This is a genomic window from Salinarchaeum chitinilyticum (assembly GCF_055390775.1).
In genome coordinates, this window is sequence record NZ_AP043888.1 from 546476 (window position 1) to 569630 (window position 23155).

Below are 23155 nucleotides of genomic sequence, written 5' to 3' on the forward strand. Positions count from 1 at the left end.
GCGGCCCCGTCTCGAGCTGCGTCGCCGCCAGCGAACCGACCGCCCGGTCCACGGATCCGGCGCTTTTTTGCCCCGTTCGGGTGGAGTAACGAGTATGGCAGGCTTCCACACCACCGACGACCTCGACGCCGGCCAGCGGCTGCTGGTCCGGATCGACGTCAACGCGCCGATCGAAGACGGTAGCGTGCAGTCCACGCGCCGGTTCGAGCGGCACGCCGAATCGATCCGCGAACTCCTCGACGCGGGCCACGCCCTCGCGATCATGGCCCACCAGGGCCGGCCTGGACGGGACTCCTTCGTCACGCTCGAACAGCACGCGGACATCCTCTCGGACCTCGTGGGCGAGGAGATCACGTATGTCCCCTCGACGTTCGGCGAGGCGGCCGTGGAGGCGATCACCGGGCTCGAGACGGGATCCGGAGGCACAGCTGCGGCGGACGCCGATGGCGACGATGTCGATACGACTGGCGATGCGATCCTCCTCGAAAACGTCCGGATGACCGACGGCGAGCTGCCCGAGGAGCCTCCGGAGGTCAAGGCCCAGACCGATTTCGTCCGGACGCTCGCGAACGCTTTCGACGCGTACGTCAACGACGGCTACTCCGTCGCCCATCGCTCGCACGCCTCGATCGTCGGCTTCCCGGAAGTCATGGACGCCTACGCCGGCCCCGTCATGACCGACGAGTACGAGTACAACACCTCGATCGAGCGCCGGGAGTTCGACGGCGACGTGACGATGGTGCTCGGCGGCACGAAGGCCGAGGACGTCATCGCCGCGATTGACAACCTCGAAGACACGGTGGACACCTTCTTGCTGGGCGGCGTCGTCGGCGAACTGTTCCTCCGTGCGAAGGGGTATCCCGTCGGGCACGACCTCGAAGACGGCCCGGACCTCTACGACGAGAACTACGAGAAGAACGCCGACCTCATCGAGGACGTCCTCGATCGCTTCGGCGACCGCATCGAGACGCCCGTCGATCTCGCCTTCGAGGACGAGCACGGCGAGCGCGCCGAGCACGCGGTCGAGGACATCGAGGAGAAGACGGTCTCCTACATGGACATCGGCCACGAGACCGTCGACCTGTACCAGCCGATCGTCGAGGATTCCGCGGCCGTCCTCGTCAAGGGCGCACTTGGCGTGTTCGAGGACGAGCGCTTCAGCTACGGAACCGTGGAGGTGCTGCGGGCCGCAGGCGAGTCGGACGCCTTCTGCGTCGTCGGCGGTGGCGATACCTCGCGAACGGTGTCGATGTACGGCCTCGACGAGAACGGTTTCGACCACCTCTCGATCGCCGGCGGTGCGTATCTGCGCGCGCTGACCGGCGAGGGGCTGGTCGGCGTCGAGGCACTCGAGCGGGCCGCCGAGCGCATGGACGGCTAACCTGCGGACGTTCTCACTGTAGGGGTTTCCAGCCCGACGGCGACTGCCCAAACCCGCGGACGCGATACTCGACGGTGCCGTCGTCGGTCTCGCGTAGCTGGACGACCCCGTCGAACTCGCCGGTCAGCGTGTTCACGGTCTGGGGGTCGTGGCTGTCGTCGTCGAGCGTGAAGACGGCGATGCCTTCGCTCGATTGCACCCTGTTGGTGTAGATGTGAAGGAACTTGAACACGGTCTCCACGTCGAGATACTGCAGTAGCGTCGAGACCGAGACGAGCCCGTGCCTGACGTTCTCGATGTTCCTGTCCGCGAACCGCTTCATGAGCTTGGCCGTCCCGATCGAGATCCCCGTCAGATCGCCCGGCGGTCTCCGCTCGGTGGCGATCCACCGGAGCGTAGCCCGACCCAAAATTCATCGGGCGGGACTGGAAGGGGCCGACCGCTCGGCGATCGTACCGACGTAAGGACCGCAAGGAGCGCAGCGACTGAGGACCGTCGTTCGAAAGACGCAAAGCGTCTTTCGTGACTGAGCGGGATCTTCGATCCCGCGAGGTCGACGGGAGCTTTGCTCCCGTCTGATCACGAGAGAGCTCTGCTCTCTCGGACGACAGCGAGGTAGGATCGTCGAGCGGGAGGGGGCTTCCAAGCGGGTTGCCGTCCAGCTCACTCCGCGGTTAGCGATTTGCAATACCCAGTAGTCGAAGCAATCACAGGAAATTCGATCGCGGAATCGAAACCGACCGAACTGCCGAAAGCGCCGCTATTCGTCGAGCCGCTGTGCGATGAGCTTCTGGATGTCGTCCCGGAGCTCCTCGACCTCGATTTCCTCGAGGACGGGAACGAAGAAGCCCTCGACGAGCATGTCGCGGGCTGCCTTCGGGTCGACGCCGCGGGAGATCATGTAGAAGAGGTCCTCCTGGTCGACCTGGCCGACCGTCGCGGAGTGGGAGGCCTCCGTGTCGTGGTTGTTGATGATCAGCTTCGGGGACGCGTCTGCCTCCGATTCGTCGGAGAGCATTAGCGTGTTCTCACGCTGGTAGGAGTTCGTGTCCCAGGCCATCGAGCCGACGTCCTGGACGCCCTCGTAGACGGAGCGGGCGACGTCGTCGACGACGCCGCGCATGACGAGGTCGGCGGTGGTGTGCTCGGCGCGGTGCCAGACCTTCGAGTCGAGGTCGAAGTGCTGGTCGTCGTTGCCGAAGAAGGCACCGACGATCTTCGTCTCGGCGCCGTCGCCGTTGAGCTCCGTCGAGACCTCCGTCTTCGTGAGGCGGGAGCCGAGGTTGCCGTCGACGAACGACACCGTCGAGTAGGTGCCGGCGTCCGCGCGCTTGAGCGTGTAGTTGTAGGTGTCGTCGTCGAGGTTCTGCAGCGCCCCGTACTGGACGTGGGAGTTCTCACCGGCAGCGACCTCCACGATTCCGCTGTAGAATCGCTCGCCGGAAACGTCCGCCTCGCCGGTGGACTGCCGCTCGAGGATCGTCACCGAGGACGATTTCTCCGTCACGACCAGCGTGTAGTTGAACAGCGACGAGGAGTTCATCCGCGTTCGGATCGCGACGTCCTCGGCGTCGACTTCTTCGGGGACGTAGATCACTGTGCCCGTGGAGAACAACGCCGTGGAAAGCGCCGTGAGGTAGTTCTCCTCGGGATCGACGACGGAGCCGAAGTGCTCCTCCAGCACGTCGGGCAGCTGCTCGACGGCTTCGGCCATCGAGAGCACCTCGACGTCGCCGGGACCCTCCTGGTCCTTCTCCTCGGCAGCGTTCAGCGGGTCGACGAAGGACTCGTAGTCCAGATCGTAGAGGTTCGTCCAGGTCCGGCCCGGCGTCCGGATGACGTCGGGCATCTCGAGCTCCGACAGCGCGTCGAGTGCCTCGAGACGGGTCTCGAGGAGCCACTCGGGCTCCCCCAGCTCCTCGGAAATCTGGCGGACTGTGCTTTCGTCGACCGCGGTGTGTACCTGCGTGCTCATGGCGGACATCTTACCCGAGGCTCCCCTCCATCTCGAGCTCGATGAGGCGGTTGAGCTCGACGGCGTACTCGATCGGCAGTTCCTCCGTGATCGGCTCGATGAACCCCGAGACGATCATCTGCTTGGCGTCGTCGTCGTCCAGCCCGCGACTCTGGAGATAGAACACGTCCTCGTCGCCGATCTTGCCGACGGTCGCCTCGTGGGCGACGTCGACCTTCGACTCCTCGATCTCCATGTAGGGCATGGTGTCGCTGGTCGACTCGTTGTCGAACATCAGCGCGTCGCACTCGACGGCGGTCGAGGAGTCCTCGGCGCCGTCGGCGATGTGGACGAGTCCGCGGTAGTTCGTGCGGCCGCCGTCCTTGGAGATGGACTTGGACTCGACGGTCGAGCGGGTGTCCGGTGCGTTGTGGTAGACCTTCGCGCCGGTGTCGATGTCCTGGCCCTCGCCCGCGAAGGCGATGGTGATGTGGTTGTCGCTGGCGCCCCGCCCCTTGAGGATCGTCGAGGGGTAGAGCATCGTGGCCTTGGATCCCATCGATCCGGAGACCCACTCCATGCGAGCGCCCTTCTCGGCGATCGCGCGCTTGGTGTTGAGGTTGTACGTGTTCTTCGACCAGTTCTGCACGGTCGAGTACTGCACGTGGGCGTCCTCCTTCACGAACACCTCGACGCCGCCGGAGTGGAGGTTGTGTGCGGCGTACTTCGGTGCCGAGCAGCCCTCGATGTAGTGGACCTCGGAGCCCTCCTCGGCGATGATCAGCGTGTGCTCGAACTGGCCCATCCCCTCGGAGTTCATCCGGAAGTAGGCCTGGACGGGCATCTGGACCGTGACGTCCTCGGGGACGTAGACGAACGAGCCGCCGGACCAGACCGCGCCGTGGAGCGCCGCGAACTTGTTGTCGCTCGGCGGGACGCACTTCGTCATGAAGTACTCCTTGACGATCTCCTCGTGCTCCTGGACGGCCTCGTCCATGTTGCAGAAGACGACGCCCTTCTCCTCCCACTGCTCCTGCATGTTCTGGTAGACGACCTCCGATTCGTACTGGGCGCCGACGCCGGAGAGGGCCTTCTTCTCGGCCTCGGGGATGCCCAGCTTGTCGAAGGTGTCCTGGATGTCCTCGGGGAGGTCGTCCCAGTCGTCGGTGGCGTCGCGTGCCTCGACGTCCGGTCGGATGTACGGGACGATCTCCTCGATGTCGAGCCCCGAGAGGTCGGGCGCGCCCGGCCAGTCGTCGGGCATCGGGAGTTCGTGGTACTGCTCGAGGGCGCGGAGGCGACGCTCGAGCATCCAGTCGGGCTCGTCCTTGTCCTCGGAGATGAGGTGGATGGTCTCCTCGTCGAGACCCTTCCCGGAGGTGACCGCGGAGGCCTCCTCTTTGCGGAAGTCGAACCGTTCCTCGGTGTTCGTCTGCTGGAGTTCGTCGTCTTCTGAGCTCATTGATCGATCATGGGGTCGCTGGGGGTATAGTCCTGTTCACGGTGCTGACTGTTCGAAACCATCATCGGTTACGCAGTCTCGTAGACTTCCTCGCGCACCCAGTCGTAGCCGCGGTCCTCGAGCTTCTCTGCGAGCTCGGGACCGCCGCTCATCGCGATCTTGCCGTCGAGCATGACGTGAACGCGGTCAGGCTCGACGTAGTCGAGGATGCGCTGGTAGTGGGTGATCTGGAGGACGCCGGTGCCCTGCTCGTCGCGGAGCGCGTTGATGCCGTCGGAGACGTCCTGCAGGCGGTCGATGTCCAGCCCGGAGTCGATCTCGTCGAGTACGGCGATCTCGGGCTCGAGGATCGCGGCCTGGAGCACCTCGTTTTGCTTCTTCTCCCCGCCGGAGAAGCCGGCGTTCAGGTAGCGCTGGGCGAAGGACTCGTCCATGTCCAGCAGCTCCATCTTCTCCTGGAGGATCTGCTGGAACTCGGCGACGCCGACCTCGCCCTCGTCGGCGGGACCCTCCATCGGGGAGGTGTCGTACCCCGCGTCCTCGTCGTCCGCCTGGTCCTCGTCGGCTTCGGCTTCCTCGCCCTCCTCGTCTTCGAACAACTCCTCGCGCTCCCCGAGTTTGGCGTTCAGCGCGGTGCGGAGGAAGTTCGCCATCGTGACGCCCTCGATCTCCGCAGGGTACTGGAAGGCGAGGAACACGCCGAGTGCGGCGCGTTCGTTGGGTTCGAGCTCGAGCAGGTTCCACGTCTGCTTGTCGTCGGGGATCTCCACGTCGCCGCCGAAGTCACCGTCGTCGAGGTGCAGGAGGACCTCACCGCCCGTGACCTCGTAGGCGGGATGGCCAGCGATGACCTTCGCCGTCGTGGACTTCCCGCTCCCGTTGGGGCCCATCAGTGCGTGAATCTCGCCGGCCTCGACCTCGAGATCGACGCCTTCGAGGATCACTTCGCCGTCCTCTTCGGCCACTTCGGCCTGGAGGTTGCTGAGTTCGAGTCGTGCCATCTTGTCGGTCGACTAGAAGTCCGAGCGGCCCATAATGCTTTCGTAATCGACGGCACATCGCTTTCAGAATCGGAAAAATATTTTTGCAACTCTGCATTCGACGCCGTCACAGGATTGGCGTTGACGGTAGCCGTTAGCCCGCTCCGAGCTGGTCGATGACGGCCTCGACGGCCGTCCTCGCCGTCAACTGCCAGTGATCGGTTCTGATCGTCTGTGGCTGTTCGAGCTGGACGCCTCCGTTCCCGGTCTTCGTGATCCAGTTGACGACGTTGTCCGGATCCGTCCCGCCATAGGCACGCTGGGCCGGATCGTAGAGTTCGACGGGGACGTCCACACCTGCCTCCGCATAGGCAGTCTGGAGGGCATCCCTGACAGCGACCTTGTAAGCGGTCGCGCGACCCCCGATGCCGACGGCCGGCGTCTCGTCCGCGTCGAACGACCGGCCGTGAAACGCGACCGCGGCCTCGTAGCCACCGGTGGCGAAGGTGTCGAGTTTCGGGAAGGAGTCCCTGCTCAATGCGACGGAGGAAACGTGCCACCGGTCGTACGTGCCACCGCCGTCGTTGGCGGCGTAGCAAATCCACGCCGGAAGCTGGTACTCGGAAGCGGCGTAGGCGGCCTGCTGGCCGGTCCCCAGTTCGATGAAGTCGCCGTGGGGTGCGAGCACTGCGAGCGAGGCGCCGCTCCCGCCGTCGTTGCACGTTCGCTCGACGAGTTCGTGGTGTTCCTTCGCCGCCGCCTCGGTGTCGTAGCAGGGATGGGGGATCGTCGCCGACACGTCGCCGGTTCCGGAGTCGTCGACGCCGAGCACCGACAGATCCGCCTGCCGTGCCACGATGCCCGTCGGTCCGCAGTCGAACAGGGACGCGACGGTGAACAGCATCTCCGGAAGCTCCGGCTCCAGTTCGGGAGACTGGGCACCGATCCGGAGCTGGTCACCGGCAGTAACGCCGAGACTCTCGGCGAGGTCGCGCTCGACGTTGCAGTAGCGTTCGCCGGGCACCGTACCGATCACCTCGCCAGCGTGGAGGGACGCGGACTGATACGTGACGCCCGTGCACTCTGCGTCGGCGCCAGACAGTGCGACGCCGCCGAGGCCGATGGCACCGATCGAGGCACCGGCAGTCGCGATCAGTTGGCGTCGGGAGGGGCCATCGCCGGAATGATTCCAGACCACAGAGGTGAATTTTTCACGAAAAATACTAAAGGTTATTGCCGATGGCAATCCTTTGCCTGTGGGTCGCTCGTATCGACGCGACGGGCGCTACATGAACCCGGACAGCCCGGTCTGTTCCTGCCCGCTCTCGACTTCCTCCCAGGAGACGTCGAGCGCCTCGAGGATGCGCTCGATCGGCCCCTTCAACGTCTTGTCGAGCATCTTCTCCCAGTCGATCTCGAACTCGTCGGGAAGCTGGTCTGCGTACTCGATACAGATGACGCCGTCGCCGGCCTCGACGTCCCGCTTGAACTGGAGATACATGTCGTTCTCCTGCGGGTTGAACCCCCGCTCGTTCTCCATCCGGCGGAAGAACTCGGGGTGGACGTCCTCGAGGTAGAGCCGCTTCGGCTTGCTGCCGCGATCGAAGTTCGTCCCCAGCAGCATGTTCGCGAACTTCGCGCCGCGGACCTGCGCCGTGTCGGTGTCGTAGTTGTCCAGCCGCTTGCCGATGCCGCCAGGGATGCCGATTTCGGCGGGATCCGCGTTGCCGGATTTGAACTCCTCGATGCGCTCGTGGACGTAGTCCGTGACGTCGTCGATCTCCTCCCCGCGCACGATCATGTCGATCACCTCCAGTTGGACCTCCTTCGTGACCGGTGCGATGTCCGAGCGCTGGTACTCGAAGCCGGTGATGTCCACGTCGTCGACTTCCTTCCCCTCCTTCCAGACGATGTGACCGGCGTAGCGCTTCTTCTTGCCCGCCTGGAAGAACCGTCGGTAGAGCTTCTCGAACTCGATCTGGAACCGGTGTTCGTCGGCGTTGAGCTCCTCCGCCGCGAACTCGTCGTAGGCGTCGTTGATGTGCTCCTCGATCTCGAAGGACTGCTCGATGGCTGCCTCCGTGGAAACGTCACCACCGAGCTCCAGCATTACGGAGTCGGTGTCGCCGTAGACGACGTCGTGGCCGATCTCGTTGGCCGCCTCCTCCGTGAACTCGATGACCTCGCGGCCAGTCGCCGTGACCGCCGCGCCCATCTCCTTGTCGTAGAGCCGGAACCGCTCCCAGCCCAGCACACCGTACAGCGAATTCATGATCACCTTCACGGCCTGCTGCTGGCGATCGTAGCGCTGGTAGTCCGCCGAGGACGGATCGTGCTCGTTGCGCGCTCCCTTCTTCGATTCGCGTTCGGAGAGGAGCTCGTCGACCATCTCGCGGATGATGCCGTCGGGCTCCTTCCGGAAGTGGGTCCCATTCGGCGCGACGAACGTCTCGCCGTCGTACCCGGACGGATCGACCTTCGTCTCCGGTGACGCGTTCGTCGTCACCATGCACATCGGGTACAGGCTCTTGAGGTCGAGCACGCTCACCATCTCGCGCACGCCCGTGATCGGATCGAAGACCGCACCGCCCTCGTAGTCCTCACTCTCCTGCTGGCCCTTCGAGGGCAGCACGAACTCGCCGTTGACCTTGTGGAGGACGTACATGTCGACGGCGTCGCCCGGCGTCGTCGCGTCCTCGAGCTTGCAGCCGACGAACGTGCGGACCTCGTCCCAGAACGCGATCACGTCCTGCTTGCGGTCGAGTTCGACGCAGAGTTCGACGTCGCGAACGTTGTACTCGAGCAGGCGCTCGGGATCCTGCTCCCAGAGGTCACCGAGATCGCCGGTGTAGCGTTCCTTCCCAACGCCGAGCTCTTCTTCCGCAACGGCGTCGAGGCGGTAGGAATCCAGTTCGGAGAACTGCGTTCGCTGGTAGGCGTAGAGGAGGTCGAACACCACGCGCCCCTTCACGTCCGGCGCGCCCCAGTTCGAGCGCCAGACCTCGTCGACCCGGGAGAGGCGCTCGATCGAGAGATCGGCGTCGACGTCGAAGCGTCCGTCGAGTTCCTCCAGCCGGTCAAGGACGTACGGCATGTCGAAGTCGTCGAAGTTCCAGCCGGTCAGGATGTCGGGGTCGGTGTCCTCGACGTACTGCAGGTACGAGTCCAGCATTGCGGCCTCGCTCTCGAACGCACGAATCTCGATCGCCGCATCGTCGGTGATCGGGTCGTACTCGAGCTCGTCCACGTCGCCGCTCCACTCGGCGTCCTCGCCCGGGAAGATCCACCCGACGTACTCGTCGCGGACGGAGTCGTGCGTCGTGAGACAGACGATCGGCTCCTCGCCGTCCTCCGGGAAGCCGTGGCGGTCGTCGACCTCGATGTCGAGCGTGTGCACGCGGGGCTCGGCGACGACGTCGACCGGCTCGATCTCCCCGTGGTGGATCGTGATCGGCTCGCGGGGGGTCCCCTCGGCCCCACCAGTTTCGCTGGCACCACCGTTCTCCCGCCGCGTCGGCGCCCGGATCCCGCTCTCGATGCCCTTGTCGATCAGGAGGCGATTCGGGAACAGCACGTCGGCCTCGTAGTGATCGAACTCGTCCCGGACCTGCCCGACGTCGCGCGGCGTCTGTCCGAACACCTTGTACAGCTCGTCGCCGCGGATCGACTCGTAGCCTTCCTCGTAATCGACGATCCCGTCGTGGCTCGCGAACTCGGACGGATCGACGGAGTCGACGGGGACGTAGAAGTACGGCTGGAAGCCGCGGACGCGAACGTGCTCGCGTGCGCCCTCGCTCGTCCTGCCGAAGACGTGCACGATCGGGTGCTCGTCGCTCCCGGTGCCCTCGATCGTGTAGTCGACCTGCATCACGCGGAGATCGACCGTTCCGTCGGCGTCGGGGAGCGTCTCGACCATCGGATCGACGACGTCCTCGGTCCCGCCGCCGTCCGCGCCGGCGACGTACTCGGCCTCGGCGGCGGGCCGGGCGTCCTCGCCCGATTCGGCCCACGACGAGAGGTCCTGCTGGCCCGCGTCAGTCATGATCAGTGACTAGGTGAGCCCCGACAAAAACACCGGGGATTCCGGCGGGGCTCCGTGCAGCGCCCCGTGCATTTCGTCCCTGCCTCGGGGGATCGACAGCCGTCGCGACCCCGATCGCCGATCGATACGACGCCGACGCACGCCGGTGCTTCCCCGTCACGCGGCTTTAACACCGCGCTGGCCGAAGGTCGGGCCATGCAGGCAGTCAGATTCCACGAACACGGCGACGCGTCCGTGCTCCAGGTCGACGAGATACCCGACCCCACCCCGGCGGCCGACGAGGTCGTGATTGCCGTCGAGTCCGCGGGCGTCAACCCCGTCGACACCTACTTCCGGAGCGGTGCGTACGAGCCGTTCACGCTTCCGATGATCCCCGGCGTCGACGCCGCGGGCACTGTCGAATCGGTCGGCGAGGGCGTCGAAGCGTACGAAAACGGCGACCGCGTGATCGCAACCGGGCTCGGCAAGGACCAGTTCGGCGGCTACGCCGAGCGGGTCGCCGTCCCGACCGATCGTCTCGCGCACCTGCCCGACGGCGTCGACCTTATCGAAGCAGGAGCTGCCGGCGTCGTCGCGGTCACCGCCTGGCGGGCACTGATCGATCACGGCGGGCTCCGACCCACGGAACACTGCCTGATCCACGGCGGCAGTGGCGGCGTCGGTCACGCTGCGGTCCAGATCGCAGCAGCGGCCGGGGCGACCGTCATCACCACGGCGGCTCCAGAGTACCACGACAGGCTCGCGGCACTCGGCGCCGACGTCGTGCTCGACTACAAACGCGACGACCTCGCGGACGCCGTCGTCGAGGCTGCCGATGGTGGCGTGGATCTCACCGTGGACCACCGACTGGACGACTACTTCCAGTTCGACGCCGACGTCGCAGCCCACGAGGGGCGCGTCGTCGGGATCGGCGAGAACGATCCGGCGATCGGCCTCGAGAACGACGGCGCCGCCCGGTCCAAGGACCTCCAGGTCCAGTTCATGAGCATGTTCAACACGCCGCGGCTCGCCGATCCCCTCGCCCGCGTCGCAGCGCTGCTCGGCGAGGACGACCTCCAGATCGAGGTCGCCGAGACCTACGCACTCGACGAGGCTGCCGCTGCCCAGAACGCCGTGCTGGACGAGTCGTTCCTCGGGAAGCTCGCGATTACTCCCTGAAATCCGTCGAGGATCGTTGTCGAGCAGAGAGAACGCCTCGTATTGCCGTCTCACCGCCGCAGCTATCACTCGGGTCGAACGTGCCTATCACGCGAGAGAATCGAATCGCAAGCCGGCGCGGGGCCGAAACCCATATACCACCCGATCGGTCGAACGGCCCGAAGGGTTAAACACCACCAGAGGGCGCGGCGGTAAGGGCTTTATTCGATACCACCATCTCCACCTGTAGGTGACGACGATGCCAGAAACCCCGCCGTCCGACGGCGCCGAGATCGAGCCCGAGGAGCGGCCGCCGGAGGAGACGGTCGACTTCGTGGAAACGTACGACACTGACGACGGGATCGTGTTCTACGACGTCGACAACCCGCTCGCGTGGCTCGAGTCCGATCGAGTGGTGCCACTCGACGAGACGCTCTGAGGACCAGGACAGACGACCACGCAGGAAGCCGTTCCAGTGGGAATACTGGCGGCTGGCACGTCCGAGGCGGTGCGCTTATTCTTCGAGCGGACCTCGACGCGACCAGCGTGCTCGAGGACGATCGCGACGAAGCGAACGACTCGGCCGTCAGCGATGACGCCGACGATACTGCCGACGGGCAGTCGGCCGACTTCGTCGAGGGACGGTTCGAAGCGAGCCCGCACGAACCGGACCCGCCGAGCTTCGACGTCACGACCGGCGAGGACCTCGTCGACGACCTGCCCTCCGGGTCGGAGGTATCCAGCGACGTCCGTCGTTCCTTCTGGGAGATGGTCGTCCTCCTCAAGATCGCACTGCTCTCGCTCAGTCTGGGGATCATGCTCGCCTACTTCCAGGGCAGGATCGCCCTCGCCGCTGGGCTCGGGCTCGTGACAGCCGTCGCGAGCGTTCGCCTGCTGTGGCGGGTGCGATCGTTCGACGGCGATGGAGCGGACGGCTGATCGCGTGGAACGGCCACAGGTGCGCTTCCTCGCGACCATCGCCTCGGCGTGCTTCGAAAAGAGTACCCAGCTGTAGCGCCGAGTCCGCCCATGGAAACCGTCGAGGACGAGCGCGGACGGCGGTTCGTCCTCCGGAAGCGCTCGAGCGACGCGTGGCTCGTCCGAGATCCCGAGACTGGCGAGGAGAACTACCGCGATCCGGCCGACCTCTCGATCGTCGCCGACGCCGACTCCCTGGCGACCGCAGCCCAGGGCATCTCGCCATCGGTACGGACGCTCCTCACCGCTGTGCCGAACGACCGCGTGCTCGGGCTCGTCGTCACGATCGTCGATCGCGAGGCCGTCGGCGTGCGGACGCTCCTCGACGAAACGACGCTCTGCGAGTCGGATCTCCACGGTGCGATCGCGGAGCTGGTCGCCGCGGGACTGCTCGCCGAGACGACAGTCGCTGGCGAGCGAGGATACGAAGCGACGGAACTCGCGATCCAGGCCGTCGAGCAACTGCGCACGGCCTGAACGCCCGCCGAGTGGTCAGGTCGACCGGCAATCGGGTCAGTCGTCCAGTGCGGCGAGGTCGATCGGGCCCCGTTCCACTGATGCCCGATTGGTGCTGGGGTCCTTCCGTACGCGAACGTGTGCGTCCGCGGCGTCCAGCAGTTCGTCGTCGTGACTCACGACGAGGATCTGCTCGACGCCCAGCTCCGTCATCGCGTCGACCAGCTCGACGAGCTGGCCGACGTGGCCTGAGTCGAGGAACACGGTCGGTTCGTCGAGGATCAGCGGCGGCATCGGCGCGGCGCCCTCGATCCCCTCCGCGAGCAGTCGGTAGATCGCACACCGGAGGCTGAGGTTGAACAGCGCGCGCTCGCCGCCGGAGAGCTGCGTCGGCGCGAGCGGCTCGCCGTCGCGCTGGTAGACGGTGAGTTCGTAGTCGCCGGAGAGTTCGATCCGGTCGTAGGCGTCGTTGCGGTAGACCAGCTCGAACGTCTCGTTGAGCAGTCGCTCGAGGTGGGCGACGTTGCGCTGGCGCAGTTCGGCGCGAAGCTCGCCGTACGTCGCTTCCAGCTCCTCGGCTTCGGCTTTCAGGGATTCCAGAGCGTCCCGTTCCTCCGCGAGCGCCGCCTGCCGCTCCCGGAGCGCCTCCAGCTCCTCGATCTGGGCCTCGACGCTGCCGATCCGGCTCTGTAGCTCGTCCCGGTTTTCTTGCAGCGTCCCCAGTTCCTCCGTCGCGTCGTCGAGGTACGACTCGGCGCGGTCCCTGTCCTCCCGGGCGTCCTCGATCCGGTCCTCGTCGTACGTGTCCTCGATGTCCTGGACGCGCTCGCGACGCTCCCGGAGGGCGTCGCGGCGCTCTTCGTTCTGGTCGGCGAGCAGCTCCCGTCGCTCGCGGATCGAGTCCATCTCGTCGTCGATGTCCGCCAGGTTCTCGATCGCGTCGGCGAGCGCGTCGAGTCGCTCCTCGCGCTCGCGGAGTTCCTTCCGCTCGGCGTTGAGGGCCGCGATCGCTTCGCGCTCCTCCTCGGCTGCCTCGCGGTTCTCCTCGGCAGTCTCCCGTGCTTCCTCGGCCTCGGTCTCGAGCTCCGCGGCCTCTTCGCAGAGCGTCTCGACGCGCTCGCGCTTGTCCTCGATCGTCGCCTCGCGCTCGGAGAGCAGCTCGGTCACGGACTCCCGTCGCTCCTCGATGCGGTCGATCTCGCTCGCGGCCTCGACCAGCGACTCGGCGCGATCGAGTCGCTCCTCGAGGGTCTCCCGCTGCTCCTCGAGCTCGTCGAGTTCGGTTTCGATCTCCTCGCGTCGCTCGCGATCCTCGCCCAGCGCGTCGACGTGTGGCGAGTCCTCGACGGGCTGCCCGCATTCGGGACATTTCCCCTCCTCGAGGAGTTCTTCGCCACGCTCGATGCGGTCGACGACGGCCTCGCGATCCGCGCGCAGATCAGCGATCGACCCCTCGACGTCGTCGAGTTCGTCCTCGATCTCGTCGCGATGGGACTCGGCCCCGTCCGGGTCCGCGGGCGCGTCCTCGAAGCGCTCCAGCAACTCTGCGCGCTCGGCTTCCAGATCTTCGAGACTCTTTCGGCGCTCGGCGAGCGTCGCCTCGTCGTCCTCGATCTCCGTGTCGAGCTCCTCGGCCCGCTCGCGCGTGGACTCGGCTTCCTCCTCGAACTCCGCCGCGTCGGCCTCAGCGTCTTCGGCGTCGCTCGAGAGCTCCTGAATGGCAAGTCGCTGTTCCTCGAGTTCGTCACGGAGTTCGTCGTCGCGTTCGGCTACCTCCTCGAGTGCGTCCTCGACGGTCGCCGCGTCCGGCTCGCCACCGTCGACGTCGAGCTCGCTCTCCGCGAGCAGTTCGTCGCGCTCGTCCTGCAGCTCCTCCCGCCGATCGCGACACGCCGAGAGCCGTTCCTGGAGCTCCTCGCGTTCCTCGGCGGTGTCGGCGATCCGGTCTTCGAGATCCTCGATCCCCTCCCGGAGCTCCTCGAGTTCCTCGCGTTTCTCTGCGAACGACTCGAGGACGTCGTCCGCGTTGGCTTTCGTCTCCTCGGCCTGCTCGATCTGGGACTCGACGTGTTCGATTTGCTCTTCGACTTCCCCCAAATCCGTCTCGAGCTCGTTGAGCTGAGCGTGGAGGTCGGCCGCCTCCTTCTCCTCGATCTGCTTCTCGACGTCGGTGACGGCGCCCTGGAGCTCGCCGAGTTCGTCCTCGACGGCGAGCCGTGCATCGCCGGCCCGGTCGCGGTACTCTTCGAGGGCCCCGAGCTGGAGCAGCTCGTCGATCGTGTCCTGGCGCTCGCTCGGCGTCGCGTGGATTAGCTTGTTGACCTCGCCCTGCCGGACGTACGCACAGTTGACGAACGCCTCGGCGTCCATGCGCAGGAGATCGACGACCGCGCTCTCGACGTCGCGCGCACCCTCGATCGTGTGCTCGGGCGTCTCGAGGACGCAAGTCGCGGTCGTCGCGCGCTCACCGGTCGCGCGGACGCGGCGCTCGATCCGGTACTCCGCGCCGTCGTGGGCGAACCACAGCTCGACTTCGGCGTCCTCCGCGCCCGTCGAGACGAAGTCGTCGAGCGTTTCGTCGAGGGCGCGGGCGCCGTAGAGCGCGAAGAAAGCAGCCTCGAGCAGCGTGGTCTTGCCGCTGCCGTTGGGTCCGTGAACGACGGTCACGCCGGCGTCGAGATCGATCTCTGCCTCGCCGTAACAGCGGACGTTCTCGAGACGGACGCGCTGGATCCTCACGGCGACACCTCCAGTGTCACAGGAAATCCTCCATCGATACCTGCCCGTCGTCTTCGTCCGCCGGTTCTTCCGTTTCGTCCGCTGGCGTGCTCGCTTCGTCTTCCGAGCCAGCGTCGTCCGTGGACGAGGCGTCGTCGTTCGCTGACGCGACGTCGTCTGGAGAGGGAGTGTCGGCGGAATCTGCGTCGGACGCGGCGGGATCGTCGAGGCCGGCGTCCAACTCGGGGTCGGCGTCCGACTCGGAGTCTGCGTTCAACTCGGCGTCCGCGTCGGCGTCGACATCGGCGTCGGTATCGGCATCGACGTCCGCATCCAATTCAGCATGGGGATCGAGATCCGCCCCAGAACCGGCTCGATCGTCAGAGTCCACCGCGGCGGTCGTCGTGGTATCGGACTCCGCCGATTCAGACTCGGAGTCGTCCTCGAGGTCGATTTCCTCCTCGGGGACCGGCTCGAACGAGGCCAGTCCCTCCTCCCGACGCTCCTCGACGCGACGGCGGGCGGCCTCCCGGACGTTCGAGTCCGCGATCGACCCGTCGCGGACGACGCCGTCGAGATCCCGAGCAGCCGAGCTCAGCCCCATCTCCCGGATTCGCTGCCGGACGGCCTCGTCGGGATCGGCGAAGGAGACGTCGTGCTCGGCCTCCTCAGCGTCGGCACGCTCCCGTCGATCGTTCACGCGGGCGACGATGGCGCCCTGCTCGGTCGCGAGCTCCTCGATCGGGCCGGGCGCGATCGGCTCGCCCTCGCCCTCGACCGTCACGATCGTTACCGCGTCCTCGTGGTCGAACTCGCGGACGCGATCGCGGACGACGTCTGCGCCCTCGCCCTCGGCCAGTTCGACGTCGACGAAGACGAACTCGCGGGTCTCGAGCGTCCGGCGAGTGATCCGCAGTTCGCCGTCCTCGACTGTGACGAGATTGTAGCCGCGATCGGCGCGCTCGCTCGCGCTCGCACGCTCCGTCGAACCCGGGTACGTCACCCAGGTGTCGTCGACCTGCTGCTTCCCTGGGATGTGGTTGTCCCCGAGCAGCATGGCGTCGAAGTCGACGGTCGCCGATTCGAGGACGTGTTCGGTGTCCCACTCCGCGGGATCGAACGGCCCGAACAGGCCGTGTGCGACGAGCGCGGTTGGCGTCGCGTCGCTGGCATCCGGGCTCTCGCTCGGATCGGCGAACTCGTAGTCGAGGTCCTCGCGCTCGCTCTCGGGAACGTGATCGAGCCCGTAGAGCGCGAGCGCGTCCGCTCCGCCGTCGGCATCCGTCCCGCCGACGACCCGTGGCTCGTCGTCGAGCCGCTCCGCGAGGTCGATGTCGGCGAAGAGGTCGAGCCACTGGCCGGAGCGTTTCGCCTCGTGGTTGCCGACGATCGCGAGGAACGGAATCTCGGCTGCACGGAGTTCGCGAAGCGCGGCGACGACGCCCTGCAGGTCCTGGAGATCGGGCCGCCGATCGTGGAAGAGATCGCCCGCGTGGACGACGGCGTCGACGTCGTCGGCGATGGCGTCCTCGATCACGGCCTCGAAGCCTTTGAGGAAGTCCCGGCGGCGGCGGGGATCGTGGTACTGCTGGTAGCCCACGTGGGTGTCCCCGGTGTGCAGTACCCTGGTCACGCGTTGAGACAGTGACCGCGATCCCTTAGCCCTTCTGCGACCGGACCGAAAGTGGAGCAGCTGTCGCCGGCCGGCCGATCCGCCGGTGCGCCGGCCGTCAGATCAGCGGCTCGACGATCGCTCGCCCGGCCGCGAGCAGCTCGTCGATCCGCGCGTCGGTCTCTGCTTCGGCGTAGATCCGCAGCTTCGGCTCCGTGCCGCTCGGGCGGACGAGCAGCCAGGTGCCGTCGGCGAGCATACACTTGACGCCGTCGGCGGGGTTCATCGATTCGACGGCCGAGCCCGCGATCTCGTCGGGGATCGCGCCCTCGAGGTCGGCCATCACTGGGCCCTTCCGATCGTCGGGACAGTCCACGCTCACGCGGTCCTGTCGAAGGTCGCCGTACGTCTCACGCAGCCGTGCGATCCGGTCCTGGAGGGGCTCCTCGGCGTGGGCAGCGGCAGCCAGCACGGCCGCGAGCGTCCCGTCCTTCTCGCGGACGTGCCCGCGGATCGAGAGCCCGCCGCTCTCCTCGCCGCCGATCAGCGCGTCCTCCTCGGCCATCGCCTGCGCGACCCACTTGAACCCGACCGGCGTTTCGGCGACGGATTCGCCGTGGTCCTCGGCGATGCGATCGACGAGACTCGACGTCGAGACCGTGCGGACGATCGGCCCCGAATCGGACTGCAGCATGTACTCGTACAGCGTCGCCAACAGCTCGTTGGCGTCGAGAAAGCCGTCGGCCGTGACGATCGCCACCCGGTCGGCGTCGCCGTCGTTGGAAATCCCGAGATCGACCTCGCCCTCGGCGACCAGCCCGGAGAGCTCCTCGAGCATCTCGGGCTCGGGGTTCGGCTCGCCGCCGCCGAAGGTCGGATCGCGGCTACACCGCAGCCGGAACACGTCGGCGCCGGCGCGTTCGAGCGCCTCGTCGGTGACGCCGCGGCCACTGCCGTAAATCGCGTCGTACGCGACCGTCAGTCCGTCGAGATCCGGTTCGACGAGGTCCAGCACTGCGCCGATCTGTGACTCGATCAGGTCGACCTCCTCGATCTCGCCGCGCTCGTTCTCGGGTACTGGCTCGGGACCGCGAAGTCCCTCCTCGATCCGCTCGGTGACCACCGGAAGCGCCGGCGCACCGTCGTGGGGAATGAACTTCACGCCGCTGTACTCTGGCGGGTTGTGCGAAGCCGTGACGACGAAGCCGCCCGCGAGGTCGCGCTGGACGATCGCCAGGGCGACGGCGGGCGTCGGGCAGTCACGATCCGCGAGCACCACGTCGTGGCCGCCCGCGGCGAGAACTCGGGCGATCTCCTCGGCTCGTTCCCGGGCGCCGTCCCGTGCGTCGTAGCCGACGACGAGTGGCTCGCCATCGAGACCGTCCTCGGCGAGCAGATCGACCACCGACTGCGTGATCGCGTGGAGTCGCTCGGGCGTCACGAGCTCAGAGTGGGCCCGCCAGCCGTCGGTTCCGAACGAGATTTCGTCCATACTGTGCAGTCGGCACCGCTGGGGAAAAAGCTTCGTCGGATCGACGGACTGCGTCGCGGAACTGGTGGCTTCGTCCCCACTCGCGGGACGTTCCCTCAGTCCGCCACCGCGCCCTCGACGCCGAGCTCCGCGGTGGGGTCCTGGATCCAGAGGTCGCCGAACAGCTCGTCCTGCTGGAGCCTGATCTCGCCGCGGTTCGCGAGGAAGAGCACGGAGAGGAACGTGTGGACGCGCGAGCCACCTGAATCCTCGACCTCGCGGAAGAGGACTTCGGGACGTCCCGCGTCGTAGTGTTCCTGCAGCTCCGCCCGGACCTCGTCGATGATCCCCTCGATGTCCTCGCCGTGGGTCCGTTCGGTGACCTCCTGGGCGGTCGGCTCGCCCTCGAGGCGCCGATCGTCGTCCATGTGGTAGTCGACGGTCTGGGTCCCGCGGTCGAAGCCGGCGGGCGACTCGCTGGTGTCGTACTCGCGGCCCTCCTTCCACCACGAGCCCCGCTCGGCCTCCCGGAGCTCCCGGACCAGTTCGTCGAGCGTCTCCGGCGTTCCCCGGACGTGTTTGCGCTGGAGCCGACGCTCCATCTCGTCCTCGAGCGAGTCGACGGGGTCGAAGGCCGGGGGCGCGTCGTCGGGTGCCTCCATCGGCGCGTCCCACTCGTCCTCGGCCTCCTCCGCGATCTCCGGATCGAGAAGCACGTCGCTCTTCATGCGAACGAGGACGGACGCGTAGAATAGCGCACGGCCGGACTCGCGTAGACTCCCCTCGTCGAGTGCGGCGAGGAACTCCTCGGTGACCTCGACGACGTCGATGTCCCACGGGTCGATCTCGCCGTCCTTCGCGAGCTGGACGAGCAACTCGATCGGTTCGATCTCCTCGTCATCGTCGTCGGCGCCCGCCGTCGCTTCGCCGTCTCCCTCGGCACCGGCGGGTGCGTGGCCGTTCTCCGCCGCGATCTCGTCCGCGAGAAGGTCCGCCTCCTCGACCGGGCCAGCGTCGGCGTTCGGCGTGCCTGTCTCGATCGCGGCCGCGCCGCCGTTCGTCGCGACTGAATCGTCCTCGGCCGGACCCGCGTCGGTTTCGTCGCCGTCGCCGGGCAGCTCGCCGTCCGCACCGGGTGGATCGCGATCCTCGTGGCCGGCGATGTCGAGGGGAATGTCGTCGTCGGAGGAATCCCGATCGTCGGTATCGCCGCTCGTCGGCGATGCCTCCTCGGGCGTCGCCTCGTCCGCCTCGTCATCTCGCGGCTCGCTTCGCTCACCGTCGGATCGTGAATCCGACGAGCCTCCGCTCGCTTCGCTCGCGGAGACACCGCTCGACTGTACCGAGGCGGCCGTCGTCGACTCCGTCTCCTCGTCCGCCTCGTTAGTCATCGGCCGGCACCCCGTCACCACCGAGGTCGATGCCCGTCACCGCGCTCACGTTGTCGTCCTGCATCGTCACACCGATCGCGCGCTCGGAGCGTTCGAGCATCGCCGAGCGGTGGGAGACGACGACGAACTGGGCGTCGCCCGCGAGTTCGTCGACCATCTCGCCAACGCGCTCGGCGTTGGCGGCGTCGAGGAATGCGTCGATCTCGTCCAGCGCGTAGAACGGCGCGGGGTCGAAACGCTGGATCGCGAAGATGAAGGAGAGCGCGGTGAGGGACTTTTCGCCGCCGCTCATCGCTTCCAGGCGGGCGACTGGCTTGTCCGCGGGCTCGGCCTTCATCGTCATCCCGCCCTCGAAGGGGTCCTCCTCGTCCTCGAGAACGAGCTCGCCGGTGCCGTTCGAGAGGCGCTCGAAGATACGCTGGAAGTGGTCGTCGATGGCCTCGAAGGCCTCCATGAACGCCGACTTCTTCTGGCTCTCGTAGGACTCGATCCGGTCGGTGATCCCCTCGCGTTCCTCGACGAGGGTGTCCTTGCGCCCCTGGAGGTCCTCGAGGTCGGCCTCGACGGCGTCGTAGTCCTCGATCGCCTTCATGTTCACCGGCTCGAGGGTCGCCATCTCGGACTCCAGCTCGCCGATCCGGCGGCGCACCTCGTCGTGATCGGGCACGTCCTCGGGGTCGTAGGCGTCCACCTCCGCTTCGAGCTCCTCGATCTCCTCGTCGAGCTTCCTGGCCCGCTCACGGTGCTCGTTCAGCTCCGTTCGGGCAGTCTGGAGGTCGGATTTGACCTCGTCGCGGGCGTCGACGGCCTCCTGGACGGTGTCCCGGAGCTCCGTCCGCTCCTCCTTGAGGTCCGAAAGCTCCTCTTCGAGCGCGAGAATCTCCTTGCGAGTCTCCTCGAGGGTCGCCTCCTGCTCCTCGATCTCGTCTTCGAAGGCCGCGATCTCCTCTTGCTGGTCGGCCTTCGTCTCCTGGGCACCTTCGATCTCGTCGTTGAGGTCGTCGATGGCGTCCTCCGCATAGCCCTTCTCGAGTTCGTACTCGTTGCGGCGGGCGTCGAGCGCGTCCATCCTGTCTTCGAGATCGGCGATCTCTCCTTCGATCTCCTCGGCTTCGGCCGTCAGCTCGGGGACCTCCGAGTCGGCCAGCTCGCTCTCGATGTCTTCGATCTGCTCATCGAGGTCGGCGATCTCGTCGTCGACCTCGTCGATGGACTCTTCGAGTTCGCTCATCTCCTCGTCGACGGCCTCGCGCTGGTCCTCGAGCTCGTCGACGCGCTCCTCCTGTTCCTCGATCTCCTCGCGAACGTCGGCCATCTCGTCCTCGACGCGATCGACGTCTGCCTGCAGCGACTGCACCTCCTCGGTCGCGTCGGAGCGGCGATCTCGGGCGCTGTCGATGCGTTCCTCGAGATCGCGGATCTCGGACTTCAGCTCGCTCCTGCGGTCCTGCAGTTCGTTGATCTCCTCGGCGACGCGCTCGAGCTTGCCCTTCCCGGTCTTGGTGAAGGAGTAGCGGGAGCCACTCGTCGAGCCGCCGGTCATCGCGCCCGATTTCTCGACGAGGTCGCCCTCGAGCGTGACCATCCGGAACTGGCCCATGTAGGCCCGTGCCGTGTCCATGTCCTCGACGACGAGCGTGTCGCCGAGCACGTAGGAGAAGATCCCCTCGTACTCGCCGCCGAAGTCGACGAGGTTGTACGCGAAGTCGACGACGCCGGGGTCGTCGGGTGCGCTGGGCAGGCCTCGTTTGTCCATCTCCGTCAGCGGGAGGAAGGTCGCACGGCCCGCGTTCTGGGCTTTCAGGTACTCGATGCAGTCCTCGCCGACGCCGTCGTCGTTGACCACGACGTTTGCCAGCCGGCCACCAGCGGCGGTCTCGCAGGCGGTCGCGTAGCGGTCCTCGACGCTCCCGAGCTGGGCGACCGTGCCGTGGACGCCCGGTTTGTCCGCGTTCAGGATCGTCGAGACCGCGCGGCCGTAGGACGAGTCGCCGTTGTCGCCGGCCTGGGCTTCGAGCTGTGCGTACTCCTGTTGTTTCGCCTGGATCTCGTCCTCGAGGGCGTCCAGTTCCTCCTGCTCCTCGCGCTTCTCTTCCTGCAGGTCGTCGACGACCTCGGCGATGTTCTCGCGGTTCGCCTCGGCCTTGCGCAGCTCCGACTCGAGGTCGTCGCGCTCGGCTTCGAGTTCCGGGAGCTTCTCCTCCAGGTCCTCGCGCTCGGCCTTGGCCTCCTCGATCTCGCTAGAGCGTCGTCGCGCCTGGTCGAGCAGGCGGTCCTGCTCGCGCTGGAGCTCGTTCTTCTCCTCGCGGAGCTCCTCGCGTTCCTCCTTCGCCGTCTGGAGGTCGTCCTTGAGCGCCTCGAACTCGGTGTCTACGGCGTCGATGCGCTCCTCGACCTCCGCGAGCGCCTCCTCGCGCTCTTCGAGTTCGGACTTCACCGAGGACTGCTCGACCTTCGTCTCGCGGATCTGGCGCTCGAGTTCGTCGATCTCCTCGTTTTTCCGGTCGAGTTTGACGAACGCGTCCTTCCGTCGGGCCTCCGCCTCCTCGATGCGTTCCTCGGCGAGCTCGATCTTGTCTTCGAGGCGTGCGATCGAGTTCTGGATCGCGTCGACCTCGCGCTTGAGCTCCATCTGCTCGTCCTCGCCCTTGCGCTCGATCTCGGCGTTGAGGTCCTCGAGGTCCTCCTCCAGGCGCGTGACGCGGCCCTGGCGCTGGTCGAGCTCCGATTCCAGTTCCTCGAGTTCGGCTTCGCTCTCCTCGATCTCGTCCTCGAGCTCCTCGCGTTCCTCGCGTTTCTCTTCGAGCTCCGCGGCCTTGAGGTAGCCCTCGTACTCCTTCTTCTCCTCGCGAAGGTCGCGGTACTCGAGTGCGGTCTCACGCTCGTCGGCGAGCTGTTCGAGCCGCTCTTCCTTCTCCTCGATCCGGAGCTCCGCCTCGTCGATGCGTTCTTGAACGACCTCCAGCTCCTCGAGGGCGTCCTCCTTCTTGGCGTCGAACTCCGCGACGCCAGCGATCTCGTCGATGATCTCCCGGCGCTCGCCGGCGGTCATGTTGATGATGCCGGTCACGTCGCCCTGCATCACGACGTTGTACCCCTCCGGCGTCACGCCGGCCTGTGCCAGCAGGTCCTGGATGTCCGAGAGGTTGACCGAGCGATCGTTGAGATAGTAGTAGGAGTAGTAGTTGTCCTCGGTCTCCTTGACGCGCCGTCGAATCGAGATCTGCTCGACGTCGCCCACCTTCTCGGTGCCGGCGGCGTTGACGACCTGCGCACGGGTGAGTCGCCCGTCGGTGTTGTCGAGCACGACCTCGACGGTCGCCTCCTTCGGTCCGGCAGCGTCCGCGCCTGCCTCGTGCCCGGGATTGTAGATGAGATCGGTCAGCTTCCGCGCCCTGATGCCTCTGGTGCGTGCGAGGCCGAGCGTGAAGAGAACCGCGTCGATGATGTTCGATTTGCCGGATCCGTTGGGCCCGGAGATGGTCGTAAAGTCCTCGTAGAGCGGGATTCGGGTCTTCCGCCCGAAGCTCTTGAAGTTCTCGAGGACGATTTCCTGAATGTGCATGCCTTCTG

General features: G+C 66.6%; 16 protein-coding genes. 5 read left to right on the top strand and 11 right to left on the bottom strand.

Features of this window, described 5'->3' with window-relative positions:
• Positions 1-94: 94 nt before the first annotated feature.
• On the top strand, positions 95-1381 hold the full coding sequence (locus ACZ5KP_RS02715; protein ID WP_460919646.1) for a phosphoglycerate kinase: 1287 nt from the start codon (positions 95-97) through the stop codon (positions 1379-1381).
• A 13-nt stretch (positions 1382-1394) separates the two neighbouring features.
• Here ACZ5KP_RS02715 and ACZ5KP_RS02720 read toward each other — a convergent pair whose 3' ends face one another.
• The 6 genes from ACZ5KP_RS02720 to ACZ5KP_RS02745 all read right to left on the bottom strand — a co-directional run bounded on the left by ACZ5KP_RS02720 (position 1395) and on the right by ACZ5KP_RS02745 (position 9819).
• On the bottom strand, positions 1395-1790 hold the full coding sequence (locus tag ACZ5KP_RS02720; protein WP_460919648.1) for a DUF7504 family protein: 396 nt from the start codon (positions 1788-1790) through the stop codon (positions 1395-1397).
• A gap of 351 nt (positions 1791-2141) precedes the next feature.
• Complete coding sequence (gene sufD, locus ACZ5KP_RS02725) at positions 2142-3356, bottom strand: Fe-S cluster assembly protein SufD (RefSeq protein WP_460919650.1); 1215 nt, start codon at positions 3354-3356, stop codon at positions 2142-2144.
• 10 nt (positions 3357-3366) lie between these two features.
• Positions 3367-4797 (bottom strand): Fe-S cluster assembly protein SufB, encoded by a 1431-nt coding sequence (gene sufB, locus ACZ5KP_RS02730; protein WP_460919652.1) that lies wholly within the window; start codon positions 4795-4797, stop codon positions 3367-3369.
• Between the two features lie 68 nt (positions 4798-4865).
• On the bottom strand, positions 4866-5798 hold the full coding sequence (locus ACZ5KP_RS02735) for an ABC transporter ATP-binding protein (protein WP_460919654.1): 933 nt from the start codon (positions 5796-5798) through the stop codon (positions 4866-4868).
• 133 nt (positions 5799-5931) lie between these two features.
• A complete protein-coding gene (locus ACZ5KP_RS02740) occupies positions 5932-6975 on the bottom strand; it encodes a poly-gamma-glutamate hydrolase family protein (protein WP_460919656.1) in 1044 nt (347 codons plus the stop codon).
• Between the two features lie 87 nt (positions 6976-7062).
• Positions 7063-9819, bottom strand: a complete 2757-nt coding sequence (locus tag ACZ5KP_RS02745; protein WP_460919658.1) for a DNA-directed DNA polymerase — start codon at positions 9817-9819, stop codon at positions 7063-7065.
• Positions 9820-10014: 195 nt separating this feature from the next.
• On the opposite strand from ACZ5KP_RS02745, the gene ACZ5KP_RS02750 reads away from it, so the two are divergent.
• The 4 genes from ACZ5KP_RS02750 to ACZ5KP_RS02765 all read left to right on the top strand — a co-directional run bounded on the left by ACZ5KP_RS02750 (position 10015) and on the right by ACZ5KP_RS02765 (position 12411).
• Positions 10015-10977, top strand: a complete 963-nt coding sequence (locus tag ACZ5KP_RS02750) for an NADPH:quinone reductase (RefSeq protein ID WP_460919660.1) — start codon at positions 10015-10017, stop codon at positions 10975-10977.
• Between the two features lie 238 nt (positions 10978-11215).
• Entirely contained in the window at positions 11216-11395 is a 180-nt protein-coding gene (locus tag ACZ5KP_RS02755) for a DUF7331 family protein (RefSeq protein WP_460921110.1), read from the top strand.
• A gap of 107 nt (positions 11396-11502) precedes the next feature.
• On the top strand, positions 11503-11895 hold the full coding sequence (locus ACZ5KP_RS02760; protein WP_460919662.1) for a DUF7322 domain-containing protein: 393 nt from the start codon (positions 11503-11505) through the stop codon (positions 11893-11895).
• A 90-nt stretch (positions 11896-11985) separates the two neighbouring features.
• On the top strand, positions 11986-12411 hold the full coding sequence (locus ACZ5KP_RS02765) for a DUF7346 family protein (protein WP_460919664.1): 426 nt from the start codon (positions 11986-11988) through the stop codon (positions 12409-12411).
• A 36-nt stretch (positions 12412-12447) separates the two neighbouring features.
• Here the strand turns inward: ACZ5KP_RS02765 and rad50 are convergent, their stop codons facing one another.
• The 5 genes from rad50 to smc form a co-directional block, all read right to left on the bottom strand.
• Complete coding sequence (gene rad50 / locus ACZ5KP_RS02770) at positions 12448-15129, bottom strand: DNA double-strand break repair ATPase Rad50 (protein ID WP_460919666.1); 2682 nt, start codon at positions 15127-15129, stop codon at positions 12448-12450.
• A 16-nt stretch (positions 15130-15145) separates the two neighbouring features.
• A complete protein-coding gene (mre11, locus tag ACZ5KP_RS02775) occupies positions 15146-16741 on the bottom strand; it encodes a DNA double-strand break repair protein Mre11 (protein WP_460919668.1) in 1596 nt (531 codons plus the stop codon).
• Between the two features lie 97 nt (positions 16742-16838).
• On the bottom strand, positions 16839-18212 hold the full coding sequence (locus ACZ5KP_RS02780) for a phosphohexomutase domain-containing protein (RefSeq protein ID WP_460919670.1): 1374 nt from the start codon (positions 18210-18212) through the stop codon (positions 16839-16841).
• 95 nt (positions 18213-18307) lie between these two features.
• On the bottom strand, positions 18308-19582 hold the full coding sequence (locus ACZ5KP_RS02785; protein ID WP_460919672.1) for a segregation/condensation protein A: 1275 nt from the start codon (positions 19580-19582) through the stop codon (positions 18308-18310).
• Positions 19575-23147, bottom strand: a complete 3573-nt coding sequence (gene smc, locus ACZ5KP_RS02790; protein WP_460919673.1) for a chromosome segregation protein SMC — start codon at positions 23145-23147, stop codon at positions 19575-19577. Before smc ends, ACZ5KP_RS02785 begins: the two co-directional genes overlap by 8 nt.
• Between the last annotated feature and the right edge of the window lie 8 nt (positions 23148-23155).

Coding starts and splice junctions, on each gene's coding strand:
- ACZ5KP_RS02715 (WP_460919646.1), top strand. CDS start 95: ATGGCAGGCTTCCACACCACCGACGACCTCGACGCCGGCCAGCGGCTG.
- sufD (WP_460919650.1), bottom strand. CDS start 3,356: ATGAGCACGCAGGTACACACCGCGGTCGACGAAAGCACAGTCCGCCAG.
- sufB (WP_460919652.1), bottom strand. CDS start 4,797: ATGAGCTCAGAAGACGACGAACTCCAGCAGACGAACACCGAGGAACGG.
- ACZ5KP_RS02735 (WP_460919654.1), bottom strand. CDS start 5,798: ATGGCACGACTCGAACTCAGCAACCTCCAGGCCGAAGTGGCCGAAGAG.
- ACZ5KP_RS02745 (WP_460919658.1), bottom strand. CDS start 9,819: ATGACTGACGCGGGCCAGCAGGACCTCTCGTCGTGGGCCGAATCGGGC.
- ACZ5KP_RS02750 (WP_460919660.1), top strand. CDS start 10,015: ATGCAGGCAGTCAGATTCCACGAACACGGCGACGCGTCCGTGCTCCAG.
- ACZ5KP_RS02755 (WP_460921110.1), top strand. CDS start 11,216: ATGCCAGAAACCCCGCCGTCCGACGGCGCCGAGATCGAGCCCGAGGAG.
- ACZ5KP_RS02765 (WP_460919664.1), top strand. CDS start 11,986: ATGGAAACCGTCGAGGACGAGCGCGGACGGCGGTTCGTCCTCCGGAAG.
- ACZ5KP_RS02780 (WP_460919670.1), bottom strand. CDS start 18,212: ATGGACGAAATCTCGTTCGGAACCGACGGCTGGCGGGCCCACTCTGAG.
- ACZ5KP_RS02785 (WP_460919672.1), bottom strand. CDS start 19,582: ATGACTAACGAGGCGGACGAGGAGACGGAGTCGACGACGGCCGCCTCG.
- smc (WP_460919673.1), bottom strand. CDS start 23,147: ATGCACATTCAGGAAATCGTCCTCGAGAACTTCAAGAGCTTCGGGCGG.